Origin of the sequence: Jiella sp. M17.18, assembly GCF_041027365.1 — a bacterium.
Lineage (GTDB): Bacteria > Pseudomonadota > Alphaproteobacteria > Rhizobiales > Rhizobiaceae > VKMB-3413.
Window position 1 is genome coordinate 128142 of record NZ_JBFTEH010000008.1, and the last position, 17407, is coordinate 145548.

Annotated in this window: 18 protein-coding genes; 4 read left to right on the plus strand and 14 right to left on the minus strand. The window is 67.6% G+C overall.

Features of this window, described 5'->3' with window-relative positions; all coding sequences use genetic code 11:
• The first annotated feature begins 114 nt into the window (after positions 1 to 114).
• Both AB5S17_RS15865 and AB5S17_RS15870 read left to right on the plus strand, forming a co-directional pair.
• Positions 115 to 843 (plus strand): response regulator, encoded by a 729-nt coding sequence (locus AB5S17_RS15865; protein ID WP_369241075.1) that lies wholly within the window; start codon positions 115 to 117, stop codon positions 841 to 843.
• A complete protein-coding gene (locus tag AB5S17_RS15870) occupies positions 840 to 2285 on the plus strand; it encodes an ATP-binding protein (RefSeq protein WP_369241077.1) in 1446 nt (481 codons plus the stop codon). The genes AB5S17_RS15865 and AB5S17_RS15870 overlap by 4 nt, the downstream gene beginning before the upstream one ends.
• A 111-nt stretch (positions 2286 to 2396) precedes the next feature.
• On the opposite strand, the gene AB5S17_RS15875 is transcribed toward AB5S17_RS15870, so the two are convergent.
• Both AB5S17_RS15875 and AB5S17_RS15880 read right to left on the minus strand, forming a co-directional pair.
• Positions 2397 to 2918: a flavin reductase family protein gene (locus AB5S17_RS15875; RefSeq protein WP_369241079.1), complete on the minus strand. Its 522-nt coding sequence runs from the start codon at positions 2916 to 2918 to the stop codon at positions 2397 to 2399.
• Positions 2919 to 3220: 302 nt separating this feature from the next.
• The gene (locus tag AB5S17_RS15880; RefSeq protein WP_369241081.1) at positions 3221 to 4312 is read right to left on the minus strand and encodes an LLM class flavin-dependent oxidoreductase; all 1092 of its coding nucleotides are present in this window, start codon (positions 4310 to 4312) and stop codon (positions 3221 to 3223) included.
• A 167-nt stretch (positions 4313 to 4479) separates the two neighbouring features.
• Between AB5S17_RS15880 and AB5S17_RS15885 the strand changes: the two genes are divergently transcribed.
• Both AB5S17_RS15885 and AB5S17_RS15890 read left to right on the plus strand, forming a co-directional pair.
• On the plus strand, positions 4480 to 5241 hold the full coding sequence (locus AB5S17_RS15885) for an HpcH/HpaI aldolase/citrate lyase family protein (protein WP_369241083.1): 762 nt from the start codon (positions 4480 to 4482) through the stop codon (positions 5239 to 5241).
• Positions 5242 to 5390: 149 nt separating this feature from the next.
• On the plus strand, positions 5391 to 6320 hold the full coding sequence (locus tag AB5S17_RS15890; protein WP_369241085.1) for an NADP-dependent oxidoreductase: 930 nt from the start codon (positions 5391 to 5393) through the stop codon (positions 6318 to 6320).
• A gap of 59 nt (positions 6321 to 6379) precedes the next feature.
• Here the strand turns inward: AB5S17_RS15890 and AB5S17_RS15895 are convergent, their stop codons facing one another.
• The 12 genes from AB5S17_RS15895 to AB5S17_RS15950 all read right to left on the minus strand — a co-directional run bounded on the left by AB5S17_RS15895 (position 6380) and on the right by AB5S17_RS15950 (position 17352).
• On the minus strand, positions 6380 to 6823 hold the full coding sequence (locus AB5S17_RS15895; protein WP_369241087.1) for a hypothetical protein: 444 nt from the start codon (positions 6821 to 6823) through the stop codon (positions 6380 to 6382).
• Positions 6824 to 6956: 133 nt separating this feature from the next.
• Positions 6957 to 7655 carry an EthD family reductase gene (locus AB5S17_RS15900; protein WP_369241089.1) on the minus strand — a complete coding sequence of 233 codons (699 nt, stop codon included), beginning with the start codon at positions 7653 to 7655 and terminating at the stop codon, positions 6957 to 6959.
• Positions 7656 to 7665: 10 nt separating this feature from the next.
• Positions 7666 to 8976, minus strand: a complete 1311-nt coding sequence (locus AB5S17_RS15905; RefSeq protein ID WP_369241091.1) for a TRAP transporter large permease subunit — start codon at positions 8974 to 8976, stop codon at positions 7666 to 7668.
• 3 nt (positions 8977 to 8979) lie between these two features.
• The gene (locus AB5S17_RS15910; RefSeq protein WP_369241093.1) at positions 8980 to 9492 is read right to left on the minus strand and encodes a TRAP transporter small permease; all 513 of its coding nucleotides are present in this window, start codon (positions 9490 to 9492) and stop codon (positions 8980 to 8982) included.
• A 69-nt stretch (positions 9493 to 9561) separates the two neighbouring features.
• On the minus strand, positions 9562 to 10545 hold the full coding sequence (gene dctP, locus AB5S17_RS15915) for a TRAP transporter substrate-binding protein DctP (RefSeq protein WP_369241095.1): 984 nt from the start codon (positions 10543 to 10545) through the stop codon (positions 9562 to 9564).
• A 69-nt stretch (positions 10546 to 10614) separates the two neighbouring features.
• Positions 10615 to 11421, minus strand: coding sequence for an ATP-binding cassette domain-containing protein (locus AB5S17_RS15920; RefSeq protein ID WP_369241329.1), 807 nt, complete (start codon positions 11419 to 11421; stop codon positions 10615 to 10617).
• Positions 11422 to 11494: 73 nt separating this feature from the next.
• On the minus strand, positions 11495 to 12382 hold the full coding sequence (locus AB5S17_RS15925) for an ABC transporter ATP-binding protein (RefSeq protein WP_369241331.1): 888 nt from the start codon (positions 12380 to 12382) through the stop codon (positions 11495 to 11497).
• A complete protein-coding gene (locus AB5S17_RS15930) occupies positions 12382 to 13269 on the minus strand; it encodes an ABC transporter permease (protein ID WP_369241333.1) in 888 nt (295 codons plus the stop codon). Before AB5S17_RS15930 ends, AB5S17_RS15925 begins: the two co-directional genes overlap by 1 nt.
• A gap of 25 nt (positions 13270 to 13294) precedes the next feature.
• Positions 13295 to 14314 (minus strand): ABC transporter permease, encoded by a 1020-nt coding sequence (locus AB5S17_RS15935; RefSeq protein ID WP_369241097.1) that lies wholly within the window; start codon positions 14312 to 14314, stop codon positions 13295 to 13297.
• 34 nt (positions 14315 to 14348) lie between these two features.
• Complete coding sequence (locus AB5S17_RS15940; RefSeq protein WP_369241099.1) at positions 14349 to 15884, minus strand: ABC transporter substrate-binding protein; 1536 nt, start codon at positions 15882 to 15884, stop codon at positions 14349 to 14351.
• Positions 15885 to 16144: 260 nt separating this feature from the next.
• Positions 16145 to 16930: an aspartate/glutamate racemase family protein gene (locus tag AB5S17_RS15945; RefSeq protein ID WP_369241101.1), complete on the minus strand. Its 786-nt coding sequence runs from the start codon at positions 16928 to 16930 to the stop codon at positions 16145 to 16147.
• Positions 16927 to 17352 (minus strand): hypothetical protein, encoded by a 426-nt coding sequence (locus AB5S17_RS15950; protein ID WP_369241103.1) that lies wholly within the window; start codon positions 17350 to 17352, stop codon positions 16927 to 16929. Before AB5S17_RS15950 ends, AB5S17_RS15945 begins: the two co-directional genes overlap by 4 nt.
• Positions 17353 to 17407 lie beyond the last annotated feature (55 nt).

Consider the following 17407-nt stretch of genomic DNA (forward strand, 5'->3'; position numbering starts at 1 on the left):
CGTTTCTGGATTGTTTCTGGCACTGCAATTCACAGCGGGAGACTGGGCGGGGCAGGGCCGGTTCGCTATTGCCTGAGCGGACGTCGTGTCTGAAGCCGCGCCGGAAGGAATGACGTGAAGCCGCAGCCAAGCATCCTCGTCGTGGACGACGATCAGGAAACCCGCTCGCTCCTCCAGGACTTTCTCCACCGCCACGGCCTGGCGGTCAGCGTCGCGCGCGACGGCGAAGAGATGCAGGCGATCCTCCGTCGCTCGAGCTTCGATCTGATCATCCTCGACGTCATGCTCCCGGGCCGCAACGGGCTGCAGCTCTGCCAGGATATCCGGGCCCGCTCACGCACGCCGATCATCATGCTGACCGCGGTGACCGAGACGACGGACCGCGTCGTCGGACTGGAGATGGGAGCCGACGACTATGTCGCCAAGCCCTTCGATCCGCGCGAGCTCCTGGCCCGGATCAGGGCTGTGCTGCGCCGGCTGGAGCCGGACGGCAGCGCTCGGCCACCCGCCCGGCGCCAGCAGGCGCAGCTCTACCGCTTCGCCGGCTGGACGCTCGATGTCGGGCGCAGGCGACTGAGCGCGCCGGATGGCGTGCGCGTCGAGCTGACGACCGCCGAATTCAACCTGCTTCTCACGCTGATCCAGAGCGCCCAGCGCGTTCTCAGCCGCGAGCAGGTGATCGAGATGTCCGGCGGCGATCCCGCCCGCAGCTTCGACCGGAGCGTCGACATCCTGATCAGCCGCCTGCGGCGCAAGATGGAGGACAATCCGCGCGCGCCCAAGCTCATCCTGACCGTTCGCGGCGGCGGCTATCAGTTCGGACCGGAGATCACTGCCGAATGAGACGGTTGCTGCCGCGATCGCTGCCGGGCTGGGTGCTTCTCATCCTGATTTCCGGGCTTCTCGCCAGCCAGGCGGCGACGCTGCTGATCGCTTCGCGCGAGCGGCTGGCTTCGGAGAAGATCGTCGAGTTCTTCCGCCTCGACGATCGCGCCACCTCCTTCGTCAAGCTCATGTCCGGCGCCTCGCCCGCCGAGCGAAAGGAGATGGCCGCGAGTCTCTCCAATTCCGCCTACGCGCTCGACGTGTCCGACACGCCGCAGATCGCCCATCCGATTCCGGCCGACGAGGCGCTGGCGGAATTCGAGGACCTCCTCGTCGGGCGGCTCGCCAGCTACGGCGTGACGGACGCCCGCGTCAAACGCGAGGGAGCCGACGGGTCGGACATTTCGACCGGCGGTCCGCCGCAGGCCGATCCCGATGCCGGCGCCGTCGAACGGGGCCTCCAGTCGCTTTCGTCGGACTTCTCGAGGACCGACCGGCTGATCGCCTCGATCCAGTTCAAGGACGGCCAGTGGCTGAACATCGCGCTCCCGATGACCCCGGCGAGCCCGGTTCTCACCCCCAGCACGCTGCCGTGGTACGGCGCGACGGCGGCCATCGTCGTCGGCCTGTCCCTGTGGGCGCTCCGCCGGCTGACGGCGCCCTACCGGACCATCGAGAACGCGGTAAAGCTGGTCGGCGACGACCTGCGCGGCCCGGCGCTGCCGGAGACCGGCAGTTCCGAATACCGGTCCGCCGCGCGCGCGATCAACGCGATGCGGGCGCGGCTGCGGGAATATGTCGAGGACCGCGAGCATCTGGCCGCCGCTCTCGCCCACGATCTGCGCACCCCGATCACCCGCATGCGGCTGCGTCTGGAAATGCTGCACGATCCCGAGCCCAAGCGCATGCTGTCGCACGACCTGGAAGACATCGAGCTGATCGCCCGCTCGGTCATCGACTACGCCAAGCTGGAGTTCAACGAGGAACCGAGCGAGATGGTCGACGTCTGGTCGATGCTCGACAGCATCGTCGATCGCTACGACCAGATCTCCTACGAGGGACCCGACCATTTCAGCCCGAAGCTGGTCTGCCACGCCAAGCCGACCGCCCTGCGCCGCTGCCTCGTCAATCTGATCGAGAACGCGGCGATCTACGGGGAAAGGGCGCGGGTGACGCTGTCGCGCTCCGAGACGCACATGACGATGACCATCCTCGACGAGGGGCCGGGCATTCCCGAGGACAAGCTGGCAACGGTGTTCCGCCCCTTCGTGCGGGTCGAGACCTCGCGCAATCGCGAGACCGGCGGATCGGGGCTCGGCCTCACGATCGCCCAGAACTTCGCCCGCCACGCCGGAGGGGAGGTCACCTTGCGCAACCGCGCCGAGGGCGGTCTGTGCACCACCTTGACGCTTCCGCTGGCGAAGATGGCCGGGCAGCCCGGCGGATCCGTCGCCGCCTGATCGAAAGGCGGGCGGGCTGCAGATGGCGGCAAGTTGATGCATTCGGGCGGCGTGGTCTTGGCATCCTTGGGATGACAATGGCGCACTTCGGCCTGCCGCCGATCCCGAGCCTCAGCCGACCGTGCCGAAGCGCCCGTCGGCGAAGACGAGGGTGCGCTCCGCGTCTTCGCTCATGTGGACGTCGGTGACGAGGCCGATGGCGGCGCGGTGGGTGCCGTAGTCGAAGAACCCGGCGACGCGGCATTCGAAGGTGGCCCTGGCGCCGGCGAGGAGCGGCACGTCGTGCTCGCTGCGATACCACTCGCCATAGGCGAAGCGGTCGCGCCCCGCGACGCCCTTCTGCCCGCCGAAGGCCTTGGCGATGTCCTCCTGGCCCTCCGACAGGATGCTCACGCTGAAGCGGGCGTTCTCGACGAGGCCGCTCGCGAGCAGCGAGCCCTTGTTGATGCAGGCGATCAGCGAGGGCGGCTCGGCCGACAGCGAGCACACCGCCGTCGCGGTGACGCCGAGGAGCGTGCCGCCGACGCCCTGCAGCGCGACGACGGTGACCGAACCGGCGAGGCACCGCATGCCCTGCTTGAAGCGCGCCGGGCCGGTCGCGCCGTGATGGGCGGGGGAAGGCGTGGCGGACATCCGGAAACTCCTGAAGCGGTGCTGCGGCGCCGCGACGAACACTCTTCGCTCCTACAGCATCAAGGCGCCCCTGAATATCGCCCGGTGACGCCGCCGCCGCTCCACCGGAGAAGGGGGCGGCAGGGGGATGAGGCCTGCCCGCAGAGCGATCGTCGCTGATCAGAGACGTTCGCGCGAGGCGCCCTCGTCCGCCTCTTCGGGGCACCTTCTTCCAAAACGGGAGAAGAGGGGTGTCCGGCATACGCGTTGCGGCTGTTGCAGAGGCGGATCACCCCTCGCGTCGCGGCGGCCGCGTGCGTTTCCTAGGACCGCATGCCCGCCTGGCGCAGGATCGGCAGCACCCGGTCGCAGAAGAACGGCAGCTCGTAGGTGTAGTTCACGAAGGAGAGCGCGATGCCGGCATAGCCGAGTTCGGAGATCCTGATCATCTCCGCAGCGATCTTCTCCGGCGTGCCGACCAGCGGGTAGCTGCCCGCGCCGCCCGCGAAACGCTGGCGATAGCGGTCGTAGGCCTCCCGGTCGTGCGAGGAGGAGAACTCCTTCTTGCCGGCCATGTGGGTCTCGACCGCCGCGTGATCCGCCTCCTTCAGCGCATAACGCTCATAGTAGGCGTCGGCCTCGGCCTGCGTTTCGCGGCAGACGACGTGGCACACCGTATAGAGACCGACATGCCGGTTGTTCTTCGCCGCCCGCTCGTGGACGTCGGCGACGTGCTTGCCGGCGTCCTCGATCTCGCTGAAGGTGGTGAAGATGTATTCGCAGTGCTTGGCGGCGAAATCCCGGCCGGGGCCGCCGAAAGCGGCGTTCATCGTCACCGGCCGCGGGACCTGCAGGCTGGCCGGCCGGCTGACGACCTGCTTCAGCTGGTAGTAGGTGCCGTCATAGTCGAAGGGCTCGTTCGAGGCATAGGCCCGCTCCAGGATCTCCAGCCACTCGCCGGCCTGGTCGTATCCCTTCTCGCCGAGCTTCACGCCGAACATGGCGAATTCCGAGGGGTTCCAGCCGCAGACGATGTTGAGGCCGGCGCGCCCGCCGGAGATGTGGTCGACGGTCGCCAGAGCCTTCGCCGCATAGAGCGGATGCATGACCGGCACGTGGACCGTCATGAACAGGCCGATCCGCTCGGTCGATGCGGCGAGCGCCGCCGCCCAGGTGAAGGTCTCGAAGGACCACTCCCGCGCATGCGTCTCGCCCCCGAAGCCCTTCCAGCGGGCGATCGGCAGCATGAATTCGAGCCCCGCTCGGTCGGCGATCTGCGCGGCGTTGAGATTGTCGTCCCAGCGGGCCTTCCAGCGTTCCTCCACCGTGGTGATGGCCAGCCCGCCATCGGCATTGGTGGAGAAGACGCCGAGCTTCAGCCGGTTGGCACCCTTCAGCGGATGTCGCTTGATCATCGAAAACCCCCGATTTCGCGGCGCTGCGGTCGCGGCCGGCGAGCGCGCCGACCGACGGCGCCGGAGCCGACGGCGGCATCTTCGACGATGCCGGCGGGATGTTGAAGACCCGCCGGCAAAAATAGTTTAAGAGTGAAATAGATTGCGGCAGGCGCGGGGGGACGGTCATGGCTCACAGCGGGTTCAGGAAAAAGGGACGGTCCGGCGCGCTCCTGCGGGGCACCTTTGCCGCGATCCCGCATCCGGTCGCCGCCGAGGTCACGGCGCGTTCGGGGGCCGACTTCGTCTGCATCGACTGGGAGCATGCGCAGATCGACCGGAGCGACATCGAGAACCTCGTCCGGGCGATCGAGACGGGCGGCGCGGTGCCGATGGTCCGTGTCCCGGGCAACAATGCCGAGGCCATCGCCGCAGCGCTGGATGCGGGGGCGGAGGGCGTCCTCGTGCCGCGCGTGTCGAGCGCGGCGGAGGCGATCGCGGCTGCCCGTGCCATGCGCTATCCGCCCGTGGGCGAGCGCGGCGCCGGGCCGGGCCGGGCGTCGGCCTATGGCTACGACATTTCCCGCTATATCGAGAAGGCGAATGGCAGGCTTCTCCTCGCCGTCCAGGTCGAGACGGGCCGAGCGGTCGAGGCGATCGACGAGATCGTCGCGGTGGAGGAGGTCGACGTCGTCTTCATCGGCCCGGGCGACCTCGCCGTCTCGCTCGGCGCCTTCGGCAGCGACGGCGCCGCCAAACTCGAGGCGGCGATGGAGCGAGTGCTGAGCGCCTGCCGTGCGGCCAGGAAGGCTGTCGGGCTGTTTCGCCCCGACGCCTCGGATCTCGCGCGATGGCAGGCCGCCGGCGCCAGCTTCTTCATCGTTGCCTCGGACACGATGTTCCTCGGCGCGGCGGCCGCGGCGTCGTTCGGCACGGCCGGCGAGAGCTGAGACCGGGCAGGCCCGAAGCGCGTCCGGCGCCCCGGCGGCACTGCCCCTCATAAGCCGCGAGAGCCCGACCGGCCCGCGGCGCTGCGCCAACGGACGGGCCCAAGCCGGCCACCTCGTTCCGCCTCTTCCCACACCGGAGTATCTTCATCATGCGTGCCATCCGATACGACCGCTATGGCGGCCCCGAAGTGCTGCAGCTTGTCGATCTGCCGCAGGCGCCCCTGGCGCCGGACGAGATCCGCGTGGCGCTCAGCCATGCCAGCGTCACACCGCTCGACTGCAAGCTGCGGGCCGGCCTTCTGAAAGCGCATTTCACCGTGGATTTTCCGAAAGTCCCCGGCCGGGACGGCGCGGGCGTGGTGTCCGAAGTCGGCCCGGCTGTGACGGATTTCGCCGTCGGCGACCGGGTCTGCCTCCTCGCCCGGCACGGCACGCAGGGAAGCTATGCGAGCGAGCGGGTTTCGTACGCTGACGACCTCGTCCCCATCCCCGGCGGCCTGTCCGACGAGGCCGCGGCGAGCCTCGTGAATGCCGGCCTCAGCGCCCAGGTCTCGGTCTTCGAGACCGCGCGGATCGAGGCGGGCATGAAGGTTCTCGTCCACGCCGGCGCCGGCGCCGTCGGCGGGCTGATCGTCCAGCTCTGCCGCCATCTCGGGGCGGACGTGACCGCGACCTGCCGCGCCGCCAATCGTGATTATGTCCGCGCGCTCGGCGCGGCCCGCGCGATCGCCTACGACACCGAGGATTTCGCCACGCTGCGCGACCAGGACGTGGTCTTCGATCTCGTCGGCGGCGAGACCCATGCCCGGTCCTATCCGGTCCTGAAGAAGGGCGGCCAACTCGTCTGGCTCGTCGCCGCGCCAGTCGTCGATCGGGGCGCCGAGTATGGCGTGGAGGTCACCCGCGCGATGATCGCCGATCGGCGCGAGCCGGTCGAGGCGATCCTGACGATGGTGGCCAAGGGCGAGATCGTCCCGCAGATCGCCGGCATCCTGTCGCTCGCCGAGGCGGCCGAAGCGCATCGGCGGATGGAGGCGGGGGAGGTGACGCGGGGGCGGCTGCTGCTCGCGACGGGATGAAACAGAATTCAATGATTCCGTTTCAGAAAGAACGTCCGTTAGCAGTGAGGCGGGCATGTTTACCAGCCAAATTTACACCCTCGATCCTGCGGAAAAACGAGAGTCTGGTAAGTGCCGACGCCAGCCGGTCCGATCTTCGTAGGTTTACTCCGGAGCGTGATGCGAACGCCGCTTACATGGGGGAATCCACCAACACTGTTAAGGCTCTCGACCATTGGCATCATCATCTGCGAGCAGATCGCCAAAATTGCTTGTTGCTCATGCGCCGGCATTGACTTTATTTTCTCTACCGACGGAGGAACCGGCAGACCTGTCAGGAGTACGATTTCGAGCGAAAGTCTACGATCCACTCCATTGTGATTAAGAGGTGTTAATAACATTGCATCTACACGGGCTTTCAAAGCTTCCAGGGGGCCGGAGATATCACGGCCTTCGACGGCCGTGGCTTGTGCCGAAAGAGCGACCAATGAAGCGGCTAGCAGCCCGCGCAAAAGAAGCATCATACTCATTCCTCCCCAACCTTCTTCTTTCGCATTAGGCGGTATTTGAGCCTTCATGATTACCAGAAGACCGATTCTGCGGCTCCCTTGATATGGAACAGAATTGCCGATTCTGTTTCATAGCCACGCCGAACCCTCACACCTCAGGTGCCACCTCCTCCGTCGCCACCGGATAATGGAAGTTCCCGCCCTCGTAGGGCGGGAAGTCGCCGAAGTCGGCGCGCATCTCGTGGCGGACCGGCGAGTGAAGCGCGTCTTCCAGGGCCTTGGCGGAATCGAACAGGATGCGGTTGCGCTGGAGGTGGTTCACGCGGCGCCAGGGGAGCGCGTCGATCCAGTCGATCCGGGTGAGGATCTCCAGCTCCCGCACGCCGGGAAAGCGCTGCATGATCGGCGGGTGGTGGTGGATGTAGTGCGAGAGCCAGGCATTGGTGTCCGCCGCCGGGCCCGGATAGTGGACGACATAGCTGCAGGCCTCGGGCGAGAGCGGGGCGGGTTCCGGAACATGGAAGCTGCGGGTCAGCATCGCCTGCTGCGTTGCCTGCGTGGCGGCAAGGCTCGGCAGGGCGCCTGGCGCCGCGAGCGCCTGGAGCGGGCCGCCTGCCGACACCGCAGCCTCGAGGGCTTCCACCGTTTCGAAGTAGAGCTGGAAGCCGAAGAGCGGCGAATGGCCGTCGTCGTTGTAGAGGTCGGAGGCGGTCTCCGGCGTGTAGAGCCGCCCCTTGGTCATGCCGGAAAGGCCGCCGATCGCCGAGCGGACGCTGGCGCGGTCACTGTCCGAGATGCGCGCGGCCGGGTCGTCGCCGGTGAAGAACACGATGTAGGAAAACGTCATCGGAGCGGTCTCATAAAAGGTGCGGCAGGAAGAGGGCGATCTGCGGGAACGCGACGATCAGCACGATCAGCAGCAGCGTGCAGGCGATGAAGGGCGCGGCGGCGAAGGCAACCGTTTTCAGGGATGTTCCCGGCGGCGCGACGCCGATCATCACGAAGAGCAGGAGGCCGAAGGGCGGCGTCGTGAAGCCCACCTCATAGGCGAGCAGCAGGATCAGCGCGAACCAGACGAGGTCGAAGCCGAAATGGTTGGCGATCGGCAGGAAGATCGGCAGCGTGATCAGCATCATCGACACCTGGTCCATGAACATGCCGAGGATCAGGATCACCAGCACCATCAGGAAGAGGAAGGTGTAGGGGCCGGGATCGAAGCCGGTGACGAAGTCGATGAAGCCGCTGGAGGCGCCGGAGAAGGCGAAGACCTGGGAGAAGGTCGTCGAGGCGGAGATGATGAGGAAGGTCATGCCGGTGACCTTCATCGCGTCGTCGAGCGCCGCCCAGACCGACTTCCACGAGAAGCGGCGGTAGGCGAAGAGCAGGCAGAAGACACCGGCGCAGCCGAGCGCGGCCGATTCCGTCGGCGTCGCGATGCCGAGCAGAATGGTGCCGACGACGAGGAAGATGATGACGCCCATCGGCACGACGTTGATCGCGACCGCCTGCAGCTTTCGGCCGAGCGAGATCTCCTCGACCGGATAGAGCGGCGCGCAGTCCGGGTCGAGAAGCGTCTGCACGTAGATCAGCCCGGCGAAGATCAGGCAGAGCAGGAGGCCCGGCAGCGCGCCGGCGATCAGCAGCGCGCCGACATTGATATTGGCGAGCGAGCCGAGGAGGACGCCGAGCGAGGAGGGTGGGATGATGACGGCGAGACTGCCGGCGCCGAGGATCGGGCCGTAGGCCATCTTCGGCTTGTAGCCGCGCTTCAGCATCTCCGGGACCATCAGCGATCCCATCATGCCGGTGTTGGCAAGACTCGAGCCGGACAGCGCCGAGAACACCGCGCCGGCCGCCAGCACGACATAGGAGAGCCGGGCCCTGAGGTTTCCGATGCACAGGTCGAGCGCGTGCATCACGCCGTCGCCGAGGCCGGAGCGGAAGAACAGGCTGCCCATGATCAGGAACAGCGGCAGCGGCGCCAGCGAATAGGTGGCGATCGCGTCCGAGAAGTTCGAGATCATCTGGGTGACACCGGCCGAGCCGCCGAAGAACAGGTAGAGGCCGACGATGTTGGTGATGAAGAAGGCGAAGGCGACGGGCAGGCCGACGCCCATGAAGAACAGGATCAGTCCGACCATCAGGGCGAAGGGAAACAGCCAATCCATGGATCAGAGACCTTCGCGATCGAGCACGTCGATGTCGTAGAGGCTGTCATGGCCGACGATGTAGCGGCACCATTCCAGCGCGGAGAGGAAGAAGCCGAGCGAGATCGGGAGGAAGATCAGCCATTTCGGCATGTCGAAGGTCTTGGTCTCGTAGGCGCCGGTGGCAAGCGCGTCGAGGAAGGCCGCGAAGGCGTAGAAGGTGAGGTAGAGACAGAGGCCGATGCAGAGCGCGTAGACCGCCTTCTCCAGCACCAGCCGGCCGCCCTGCGGCAGGGCGCGGCGCAGGAACTCGACGAAGACGTGCCCCTTGGTGCGCACCAGCCAGGGCACCGGCAGGAAGGCCGAGTAGAGCAGGCCGTATTCGGTCGCCGAGACGCCCCAGGAGATCGGCCGGAAGTTCAGGTTGCGCAGGACGACGTCGGAGACGACCTCGATCACGATGGCGGCGAGGATCAGCTTGACCAGCGACGCCAGCGCGAGGCTCAGCCAGCCGACCAGCTTGAAGAAGGTTTCCATGGAAGGCGATGCGCTCCGCTCGGCAGCCGGCGCCTCGTGAGGAGCGCCGGCTGCGTTCGTTGAAGGGGGTCAGTTCTGGAAAAACTTGCGCAGCTGCGGCACGTAGGTCGGGTCGCGCTTCTCCATGCGGTCCCAGCTCGCCTTCGCGGCCTTGGCGAGGAATTCCTCGCGGCCCTTGCCCTTCAGCTCGAAGATCTTCTGGCCCTCGTCCTCCATCACCTTCGCCTGGCGGGCGTTCTCGGCCTGGATCGCCTTGCGGCTCTCCTCCTCGTACTTCCGGCCGACGTCGGTGAGGATCTTCTGCGCCTCCGGCGAGAGCGAGTCCCACTTGTCCTTGTTCATCGAGATCAGGACGTCGGTCTGGAAGAAGGTCGGCTCGACCCGCCATTTGGTGAACTTGTCCCAGCCGAAGGACTTGTAGCCGAAGACCGGATAGGCGTTGGCATTGATGACGCCGCGCTCCAGCGCCGTGTAGACCTCGCCCGGCGGCATCACGATCACCGTCATGCCGAGCGACTCGAAGAACTGGCGGTAGAGTGGCGAGGAGCGGATCTTCAGCGTCGACCACTCGATGCCGCCGTCGGCGCTGCGCTTCGGCTCGTCGACGGTGAAGATGTTGAAGCCGGTGCCGGAATCGACATGGGCGAGGAGATGCGCGTTCGCCTTCTTGGCGAAGATCGTCTGCATCAGATCCCAGCCGCCGTTCTTGCGGATTTCTTCTGGCGATTTGGTCGAGGCGGAGAAGGCCTCGCCCTCCGGCACCAGCTCCAGATATTGGCCGGCGGGGTTGTCGATCACGTCGATCAGCCCGTTCTTCTGGGCAAGGCCGAGCTGCAGCGGCGGGATGACCTCCGGGCCGCCGCGCACCTTGATCTGCACGACGCCCTTCCCGGCCTTGTTCACCTCGTCGACGAACTTCAGGAAGCTCTGGGCGTAGGAGTTCTGCGCCGGGGTGAAATGCGCGGCGTTGAGCGTCACTTCCTTGGCCTGTGCGCCTGCGGCGGACAGAGCGAGCAGTCCGCAGGCGAGGGCGAATTTGAGGGCGGTTCGCATGAAGGGTTCCTTTCGGCTCGTTGAACAGGATCGGTCAGAGGGCGGCGGGGCGGGCCCGGCGCCGGACGGTCAGCCGGCAGGCGTCGCGGCAAGGTCTCGGTCGATGGGGCCGCGCTCCAGCCAGCCGGGATCGGGCACAGGGGATGGGATCGCGTCGAGGAGCTGCCGCGTATAGGCGGTCCGCGGGGCATCGAAGAGGTCGGCGACCGGGCGGGCTTCCACGATCCGCCCGGCACGCATGACGACGACGCGGTCGCAGAGCGTGCGGATCACCGAGAGATCGTGGCTGATGAAGGCGAGCGAGAGCGACAGCTCCCGCGCCAGCTGCTTCAGGAGCGCCAGCACCTGCGCCTGCGTCGAGACGTCGAGGCCGGAGACGATCTCGTCGGCGAGCACGAATTCCGGCCGCGTCGCGATCGCCCGGGCGATGCCGACGCGCTGGCGCTGGCCGCCGGAGAGCTCGTGCGGGAAGCGGTCGGCGAGCGCCGAGTCGAGGCCGACGGCTGCGAGCGTCCGGGCGAGCGCCTCGCTGCGGCTCTCGCCCGGCGTCTGCGGCGCAAGGTCGAGCCCGGAGCCGAGGATGGTGCGGATGCGATGGCGCGGGTTCAGCGAGGACTGCGGGTCCTGGAAGATCATCTGCATGCGCCGCCGGAACGGCCGAAGCGCCGCTTCGCCCGAATGGGTGATGTCGATACCGTCGAAGCTGAGCCGCCCCCCGGTCGGCTCGTGGAGGCGCAGCAGCGCCCGTCCGAGCGAGGACTTCCCGGAGCCGGATTCGCCGACGATGCCGAGGATCTCGCCGCGCCGCACGGTGAGCGAAACCGGATGGAGGATGCGGGCGCGGGGCCGGGAGCCGAAACTCTTGCGGGCGTTCATGTCCGGCAGTTCCAGCTCGAGATCGCGCGCCTCGACGAGGACGGGTGACGCTGACCGTTCTGGCAAGATCGTCTCAGACATGGGCGCCCGGCCCCATGCCATAGCGGGCGAGTTCCGCCTGCAGCGCCGCCGCGACCTGCGGCGGGATCGGCCGCATGCCGCTTCCCGTCCGGTCGTGGCGCGGCGTCGCGTCGAGCAGCGCCCGGGTGTAGGGATGGGACGGCGCGGCGAGGATCGCCGCCGTCTCGCCCTGCTCGACGACCATCCCGCCGTAGAGCACGGTCAGGCGGTCGCAGACCTGCGCGACGACGCCGAGATCGTGGGTGACGAAGACGACGCCGGTGCCGTGGCTGCGCTGCATCTTCCGGATCAGCCGCAGCACCTCCTTCTGGACGGTGACGTCGAGCGCCGTCGTCGGCTCGTCGGCGATGATCAGCTTCGGATCGAGCGAGAAGGCGGCGGCGATCAGGATGCGCTGGCGCATTCCGCCGGAGATCTCGTGCGGGTAGCGCCGGAGCACGGCTTCCGGGTCCGGGATCTGCACGTCCTGAAGCAGCGCCACCGCCTTGTCCCGCAGCGCCTGCCCTCGCAGCCGGCGCTTCAGCCGCAGTCCGTCGGTCAGCTGGTCGAAAATCCGCCGCGACGGGTTCAGCGCCGTCATCGGGTCCTGCGGGATCAGCGCGATCTCGGTGCCGAGGACGGCGTCGAGGCGCGCCGGCGAAAGGCCGAGGAGGTCGGTGCCGCTAAGGCGGATCGTGCCGCCGCAAGGCTCGATCGCACGCGGCAGGATGCCGAGCACCGCCTTGCCGATGGTCGACTTGCCGGCGCCGCTCTCGCCGACGAGGCCGTGCACCTCGCCTTCGCGGACGTCGAGGCAGACCGAGCGCAGCAGCGGGCGATGCGGCGGGGCCCTCAGCCGCGCGGACAGGCCGTCGATCGCGAGGAGCGGCGCCGGCACCATCATCGCCGCAGCACCGGGTCGGTCAGCCGGCGCACGCCGTCGCCGAGCTGGTTGAAGGCGAGGACGGTGGCGGTGAGCAGCACCAGCGGGAACACCAGCACCCACCAGGCCTGATAGATGATCTGCCGCCCCTCGGCGATCATCCCACCCCAGGTCGGCGTGTCCGAGGAGACCGACAGGCCGACGAAGGAGAGCACCGCCTCGACGATGACGGCGATGCCCATCTCCAGGCTGAGCAGCACCACGACCACCGGCAGGACGTTCGGCAGCACCTCCTTCAGGAGGATCTTCCCGCGGCCGGTGCCGAGCGTCACGGCGGCGTCGACATACTCCATCTTCGCCTGCTGCAGCGTCTCCGAGCGCACGACGCGGCAGAACCTGGTCCAGTCGATGACGACGATGGCGAGGATCACAGAGGTCACGCCGGTGCCGATCACCGCGACGAGGAGGATCGACAGGAGCACCGGCGGAAACGCCATCCAGATGTCGATGAGGCGCGAGACGACCGCGTCCACCCAGCCGCCGAAATAGCCGGAGAGAAGGCCGAGCAGCGTGCCGATCAAGCCTGCGGCGAGCGCCGCGACGATCGCGACGGTGAAGGCGACGCGAGTGCCGTAGATCAGCCGTGAGAGGACGTCACGCCCGAGGCTGTCGGTGCCGAGGACATAGCCGGGCTCTGCGTCCGCCGACCAGGCCGGCGGCAGCGTGTTCAGCATCAGGTCCTGCTCCAGCGGATCGTGCGGGGCGACGAGTGGGGCGAAGATCGCCGCCAGCAGCAGGACGAGCAGGAAGCCGCCCGCGAAGACGACGCGCGGCTCCCTGAAGACCGCCAACAGGCCGGCGAAGCGGCGGCGGGCGATGGCCGGTTCGGCCAGCGGCGTCGCCATGACGGCGGCCTCGGGGAGCGCCCGCTCAACCATGCCGAAGCCTCGGATTGAGCAGGCCGAAGCTCGCCTCGACGGCGAGGTTGATCAGGATGAAGATCAGGCCGAAGGTCAGGATCAGCCCCTGGATCAGCGGCAGGTCGCGGTTGATCACCGCATCAATAGCGAGGTTGCCGATGCCGGGATAGGCGAAGATCCGCTCGACGATGACCGTGCCGCCGAACAGGAAGGTGAACTGCACCCCGGTCAGCGCCAGCGTCGGGATCAGCGCGTTGCGCAGCGTCTCCTCCAGCGTGACGCGCAGCCGCGACTTGCCGCGGATGCGGGCGAGCAGCGCGTAGTCCTGTCGGGCTTCGACCTCCAGTGCGCCCTTCAGGACCCGCAGGATCACCGCGGCCAGCGGCAGCGCCAAGGCGAGCGCCGGCATGATCATATGCGACAGGACGTCGAAAGTGATGTCGAGGCGCAGGCGCAGCAGGCTTTCGAAGAGGGTGAAGGGCGTCGCGAAATCGATCGACAGCCGTGGGTCCACCCGGCCGGAGATCGGCAGGATCGGCAGCGCGACGCCGAACAGGACGACGAAGGCGAGCGCCCAGACGAAATCGGGCACGGCGAGGAGAATGCCGTTGGCGTTGTCGATCGTGCCGCCCACCAGGCGACGGCGGGAGAGCGTCGAGAGCACCGCGGTACCGATGCCGAGGACGAGCGCGATGAGGAGCGCGAGCAGCGTCAGCTCGATCGTCGCCGGCAGCCGCTCGGCGATCAGGTGGGTGACGTCCTGGCGCATCGAGATCGAGGTGCCGAAGTCGCCGGTCAGCGCATGGCCGAGCCAGATGACGAACTGCACGGGAATGCTGCGGTCGAGCCCGTAGGATGCCCGCAGCTGCGCGATGTCGGCCTGGCTGGCGCCCGGCGCGATCATCATCGCGATCGGGTCGCCGGGCACGACGCGCAGGAGCACGAAGGAGATCACCGCGACGCCGAACAGCGTGACGAGCGCCAGGAGCAGCGACCGCCAGGGCAGGAAGGCGAGGGGCAGTTTGCGCATTCCTCGGCTCCGTCGAACGGCCCGGCCCTTCGCCTCAAGCCTTGGCGATCAGCGTCGGCTGCAGCGCCTCGGACTGGTTGGGCGTGACCTTCAGCCCCTTCCGGAAGACGATCGGCTGGGCGTATTGCAGGAGCGGCAGGACGTAGGCCTGTTCGGCGATGTACTTGTCGACCGCCTTCCAGCCGGCGATGCGCTTCTCCTCGTCCTTCTCGCCCCACAGCGGCGCGATCTTGGAATCGAGGTCGTCGGTGTTCCAGACCGAGTGCGGGGAGGGGCCGAACATGGCAAAGCCCGTCGACGTCGCGGGGTCGCCGATCGCATTGCCCCAGTTGTAGAAGGCGAAGGGTGCCAACTGGTCGGCGGCGCGCAGCTCGTAGTGCTTGGCGATCTCGTAGACCTCGATCGTCGCCTCGATGCCGACCTTGCGCCACATGCCGACGATCGCCTGGATCATCTCGTAGTCTTTGGGCATGTAGCCGCGGGTCGTCTGGATCGTCATCTTGACCGGCTTCTCCGGCGAGAAGCCGCTGGCGGCGAGGAGCTTCTTCGCCAGCTTCGGGTCGTATGGCACCTTGATCGAGGCGTCGTAGGCGAGGTAGCCCGGCGCCTCCAGCGTATCGATCGGCGTGCCGTAGCCGCGCAGCAGCCGCTTGATGATCGCCTGCTTGTCGATCGCATGGGTCGCGGCGAGGCGGACGTTCTTGTCGAGCAGCGGCGGCACGTTGTTGATGAAGATCATGCCGATGTCGGAGACCGGCTCGCAGGTGCCGTCGAACTTGCCGCCCTTGGTCAGCCGGTCGTATTCCTCGTAGGGGATCTGCAGCGTGACGTCCGAGCCGCCGCTCTCGACCTCGGCGACGCGGCTCGTCGGGTCGGTGACGAACTTGAAGATCACCGTCTCGAAGGCCGGTTTGTCGCCCCAGTAGTGCGGGTTGCGCTTCAGCCGCACGAAGCCGTTCGACTGGAATTCGTCGACCATGTAGGGCCCGGTGCCGACCGGCTTCTGCTCGAAGCCCTGCGCGCCGACCTTCTGGTAATAGGCCTTCGGCATGACGTAGCCGGTGAGGAAGGCCATCCACTTGAACAGGGTCGGGTCGTAGGACTTCACGTCCGCTGTGATCTTGTTGCCGGCGACCTGGAAGTTGTCGATCGTCGACCAGACGAACTGGATGGGGTTGCCGGTCTTCGGGTCGCCCGCGCGCTGCAGCGACCAGACGACGTCCTCGGGCGTCATGGCGGAGCCGTCGTGCCACTTCACGCCGTCGCGCACCGTCATGTGGACCTTGGTCTTGTCGGCGTTCCAGCCCCAGTCGGTGAGGAGGCCCGGCTCGAAGGAGAGGTCGGGCTTCTGCCCGACATACTGATCGAACAACGCGCGATAGATCGCCTGGATCGTCGGGTTGACCGCCGAGGGGCCGACCGTCGGGTCGAAGGCCGGCAGGTTGACGTTGTAGGCGATCGTCACCGTATCGGTGTCGGCGGCGAACGCCCCGCCGCCCTTCAGGAAACTCGCCAGGACGACGCCCGCGCCGGCGACCTTGAGGAAATCGCGTCTCGTGGTGCTGGTCATGCCGATCGCTCCGCTTCGCAGATGGGTTCGGTGCGGCGAGGCTGCCGCCAGCCGGTCGCGCCCAGCAGCGGCTTCGTCAGCCAGACTGCTTTAGGCTTAAAATTCTTCCAGCATTAAGTCCGAAGTCCCGCCGCTTGCCAAGGGGGCTTCTTGGGCATTTTCGATATCGCCAAAAATTTGTGCAGAGCGGGATGATTTGCGGCAGCGCGGGAGGATCCGACGGAGCGCTAACTCGCCTGCCGCTCTGCGGCGGACGGCCCTCAGCCGGCGCGGCCCCTGGCGGCGAGCGCTTGGAAGTCGGCCTTCGCCCGCTCCGGCGCGAGCGCGAAGCTCGGGCCGCGCGAGGGCTCCAGCCCGTTCAGCCGGTGCAGCTGCACCCACATCTCGGCGCTCTTCAGCCCGACCGCGGCGCAGTTGACGACCGGCGCGTGGCCGACGGTGAAGCCGTGCTCGCCGCCGCACAGGAGCCCTGGCAGGACGCCGGCCGGCACGATGACGTCTGCGCCGGCATCGACCAGCGGCAGGGCGCATCGGGTGAAGTCGGCGAGCATCCGCCGCCGCGCCTCGTCATTTCCGGCGAAAGCGTCGGAAAAGTCTTCCGGCCGGCAGGCCATGCCGGTGACGTGGCGGACGCGGTCGCCGAGCCCGTAGCGCTCGGCCTGCTCGCGGTGCCAGACCTCGAAGACGGGGTCGAGCGTCACGAGCCCGAGCCGGCGGCCGAGCTGGGCCGCGGCAAACAGTGTCGCCTCGCCGACGCCGACCACGGGAATGCGCAGGGCGGAACGCAGCTCGTAGAGGCCGGGGTCCTGGAAATGCCCCATGACGACGGCGTCGTAGCCGTCAGCCTCGGCAGCGATCCCGTTGTCGATCGCCAGCACCGCGCAGCGCATTTCGGCGAGGCGGCCGAAGTCGCGGTCGGGCGGCGAAATGCCGGCGACCTCGACGGTCGTGCCGGGCGCCGCGATCTCGTTCAGATAGGCCGACAGCCGCTGCATGTACGGCCGGCTGGCGGTCTCGTCGATGAAGCTCTGCCAGAAGATCCTCATCGCTCCACGAGCCCCTTGATCAGGAACATCTCCGCCTCGTGCGAGGTCGCGGTCTGCAGCCAGGCGGCCTCGCTCTGATCCGCCATGCGCCAGGAGAGCAGCGTCACGACGCAGCGGTCGGCTTCCATGTTCAGGACCGGGCCGGGGATCACCCGCGACATGTTGCGGAAGCGCATGGTCTCCAGGCTGGGGCCGACGTCGTAATCGACCATGAGGCGCGGCCGGTCGACATGCAGGCGGACATAGGTCTCCTTGCCGGAAAAAAGCGAGGTGCCGACGAAGAGGCCGGGCTCCAGCTCGCGCCGATCATAGCTGCCGAGCGTCCAGCGGCCCTGGCTGAGGCCCTCCGCCATGATCTCGAACACGGTCTCGGCCGGCCGGTCGACCGCGATGCTGCTGGAATGGCAATGCGGGTCGTGCATGGGCGGCTCCGGAAGGATCGGGGGGAGGGGCGCGGTCGGAGCAATCGATCCGACC

Excerpts from the sequence above, each read along its gene's own strand:
- AB5S17_RS15875 (WP_369241079.1), bottom strand. The coding sequence starts at position 2,918 with ATGTCCGCCACGCCTTCCCCCGCCCATCACGGCGCGACCGGCCCGGCG.
- AB5S17_RS15880 (WP_369241081.1), bottom strand. The coding sequence starts at position 4,312 with ATGATCAAGCGACATCCGCTGAAGGGTGCCAACCGGCTGAAGCTCGGC.
- AB5S17_RS15950 (WP_369241103.1), bottom strand. The coding sequence starts at position 17,352 with ATGCACGACCCGCATTGCCATTCCAGCAGCATCGCGGTCGACCGGCCG.
- AB5S17_RS15890 (WP_369241085.1), top strand. The coding sequence starts at position 5,391 with ATGCGTGCCATCCGATACGACCGCTATGGCGGCCCCGAAGTGCTGCAG.
- AB5S17_RS15940 (WP_369241099.1), bottom strand. The coding sequence starts at position 15,884 with ATGACCAGCACCACGAGACGCGATTTCCTCAAGGTCGCCGGCGCGGGC.
- AB5S17_RS15945 (WP_369241101.1), bottom strand. The coding sequence starts at position 16,930 with ATGAGGATCTTCTGGCAGAGCTTCATCGACGAGACCGCCAGCCGGCCG.
- dctP (WP_369241095.1), bottom strand. The coding sequence starts at position 10,545 with ATGCGAACCGCCCTCAAATTCGCCCTCGCCTGCGGACTGCTCGCTCTG.
- AB5S17_RS15885 (WP_369241083.1), top strand. The coding sequence starts at position 4,480 with ATGGCTCACAGCGGGTTCAGGAAAAAGGGACGGTCCGGCGCGCTCCTG.
- AB5S17_RS15910 (WP_369241093.1), bottom strand. The coding sequence starts at position 9,492 with ATGGAAACCTTCTTCAAGCTGGTCGGCTGGCTGAGCCTCGCGCTGGCG.
- AB5S17_RS15895 (WP_369241087.1), bottom strand. The coding sequence starts at position 6,823 with ATGATGCTTCTTTTGCGCGGGCTGCTAGCCGCTTCATTGGTCGCTCTT.
- AB5S17_RS15870 (WP_369241077.1), top strand. The coding sequence starts at position 840 with ATGAGACGGTTGCTGCCGCGATCGCTGCCGGGCTGGGTGCTTCTCATC.
- AB5S17_RS15930 (WP_369241333.1), bottom strand. The coding sequence starts at position 13,269 with ATGGCGACGCCGCTGGCCGAACCGGCCATCGCCCGCCGCCGCTTCGCC.
- AB5S17_RS15920 (WP_369241329.1), bottom strand. The coding sequence starts at position 11,421 with ATGAACGCCCGCAAGAGTTTCGGCTCCCGGCCCCGCGCCCGCATCCTC.
- AB5S17_RS15935 (WP_369241097.1), bottom strand. The coding sequence starts at position 14,314 with ATGCGCAAACTGCCCCTCGCCTTCCTGCCCTGGCGGTCGCTGCTCCTG.
- AB5S17_RS15925 (WP_369241331.1), bottom strand. The coding sequence starts at position 12,382 with ATGGTGCCGGCGCCGCTCCTCGCGATCGACGGCCTGTCCGCGCGGCTG.
- AB5S17_RS15905 (WP_369241091.1), bottom strand. The coding sequence starts at position 8,976 with ATGGATTGGCTGTTTCCCTTCGCCCTGATGGTCGGACTGATCCTGTTC.
- AB5S17_RS15900 (WP_369241089.1), bottom strand. The coding sequence starts at position 7,655 with ATGACGTTTTCCTACATCGTGTTCTTCACCGGCGACGACCCGGCCGCG.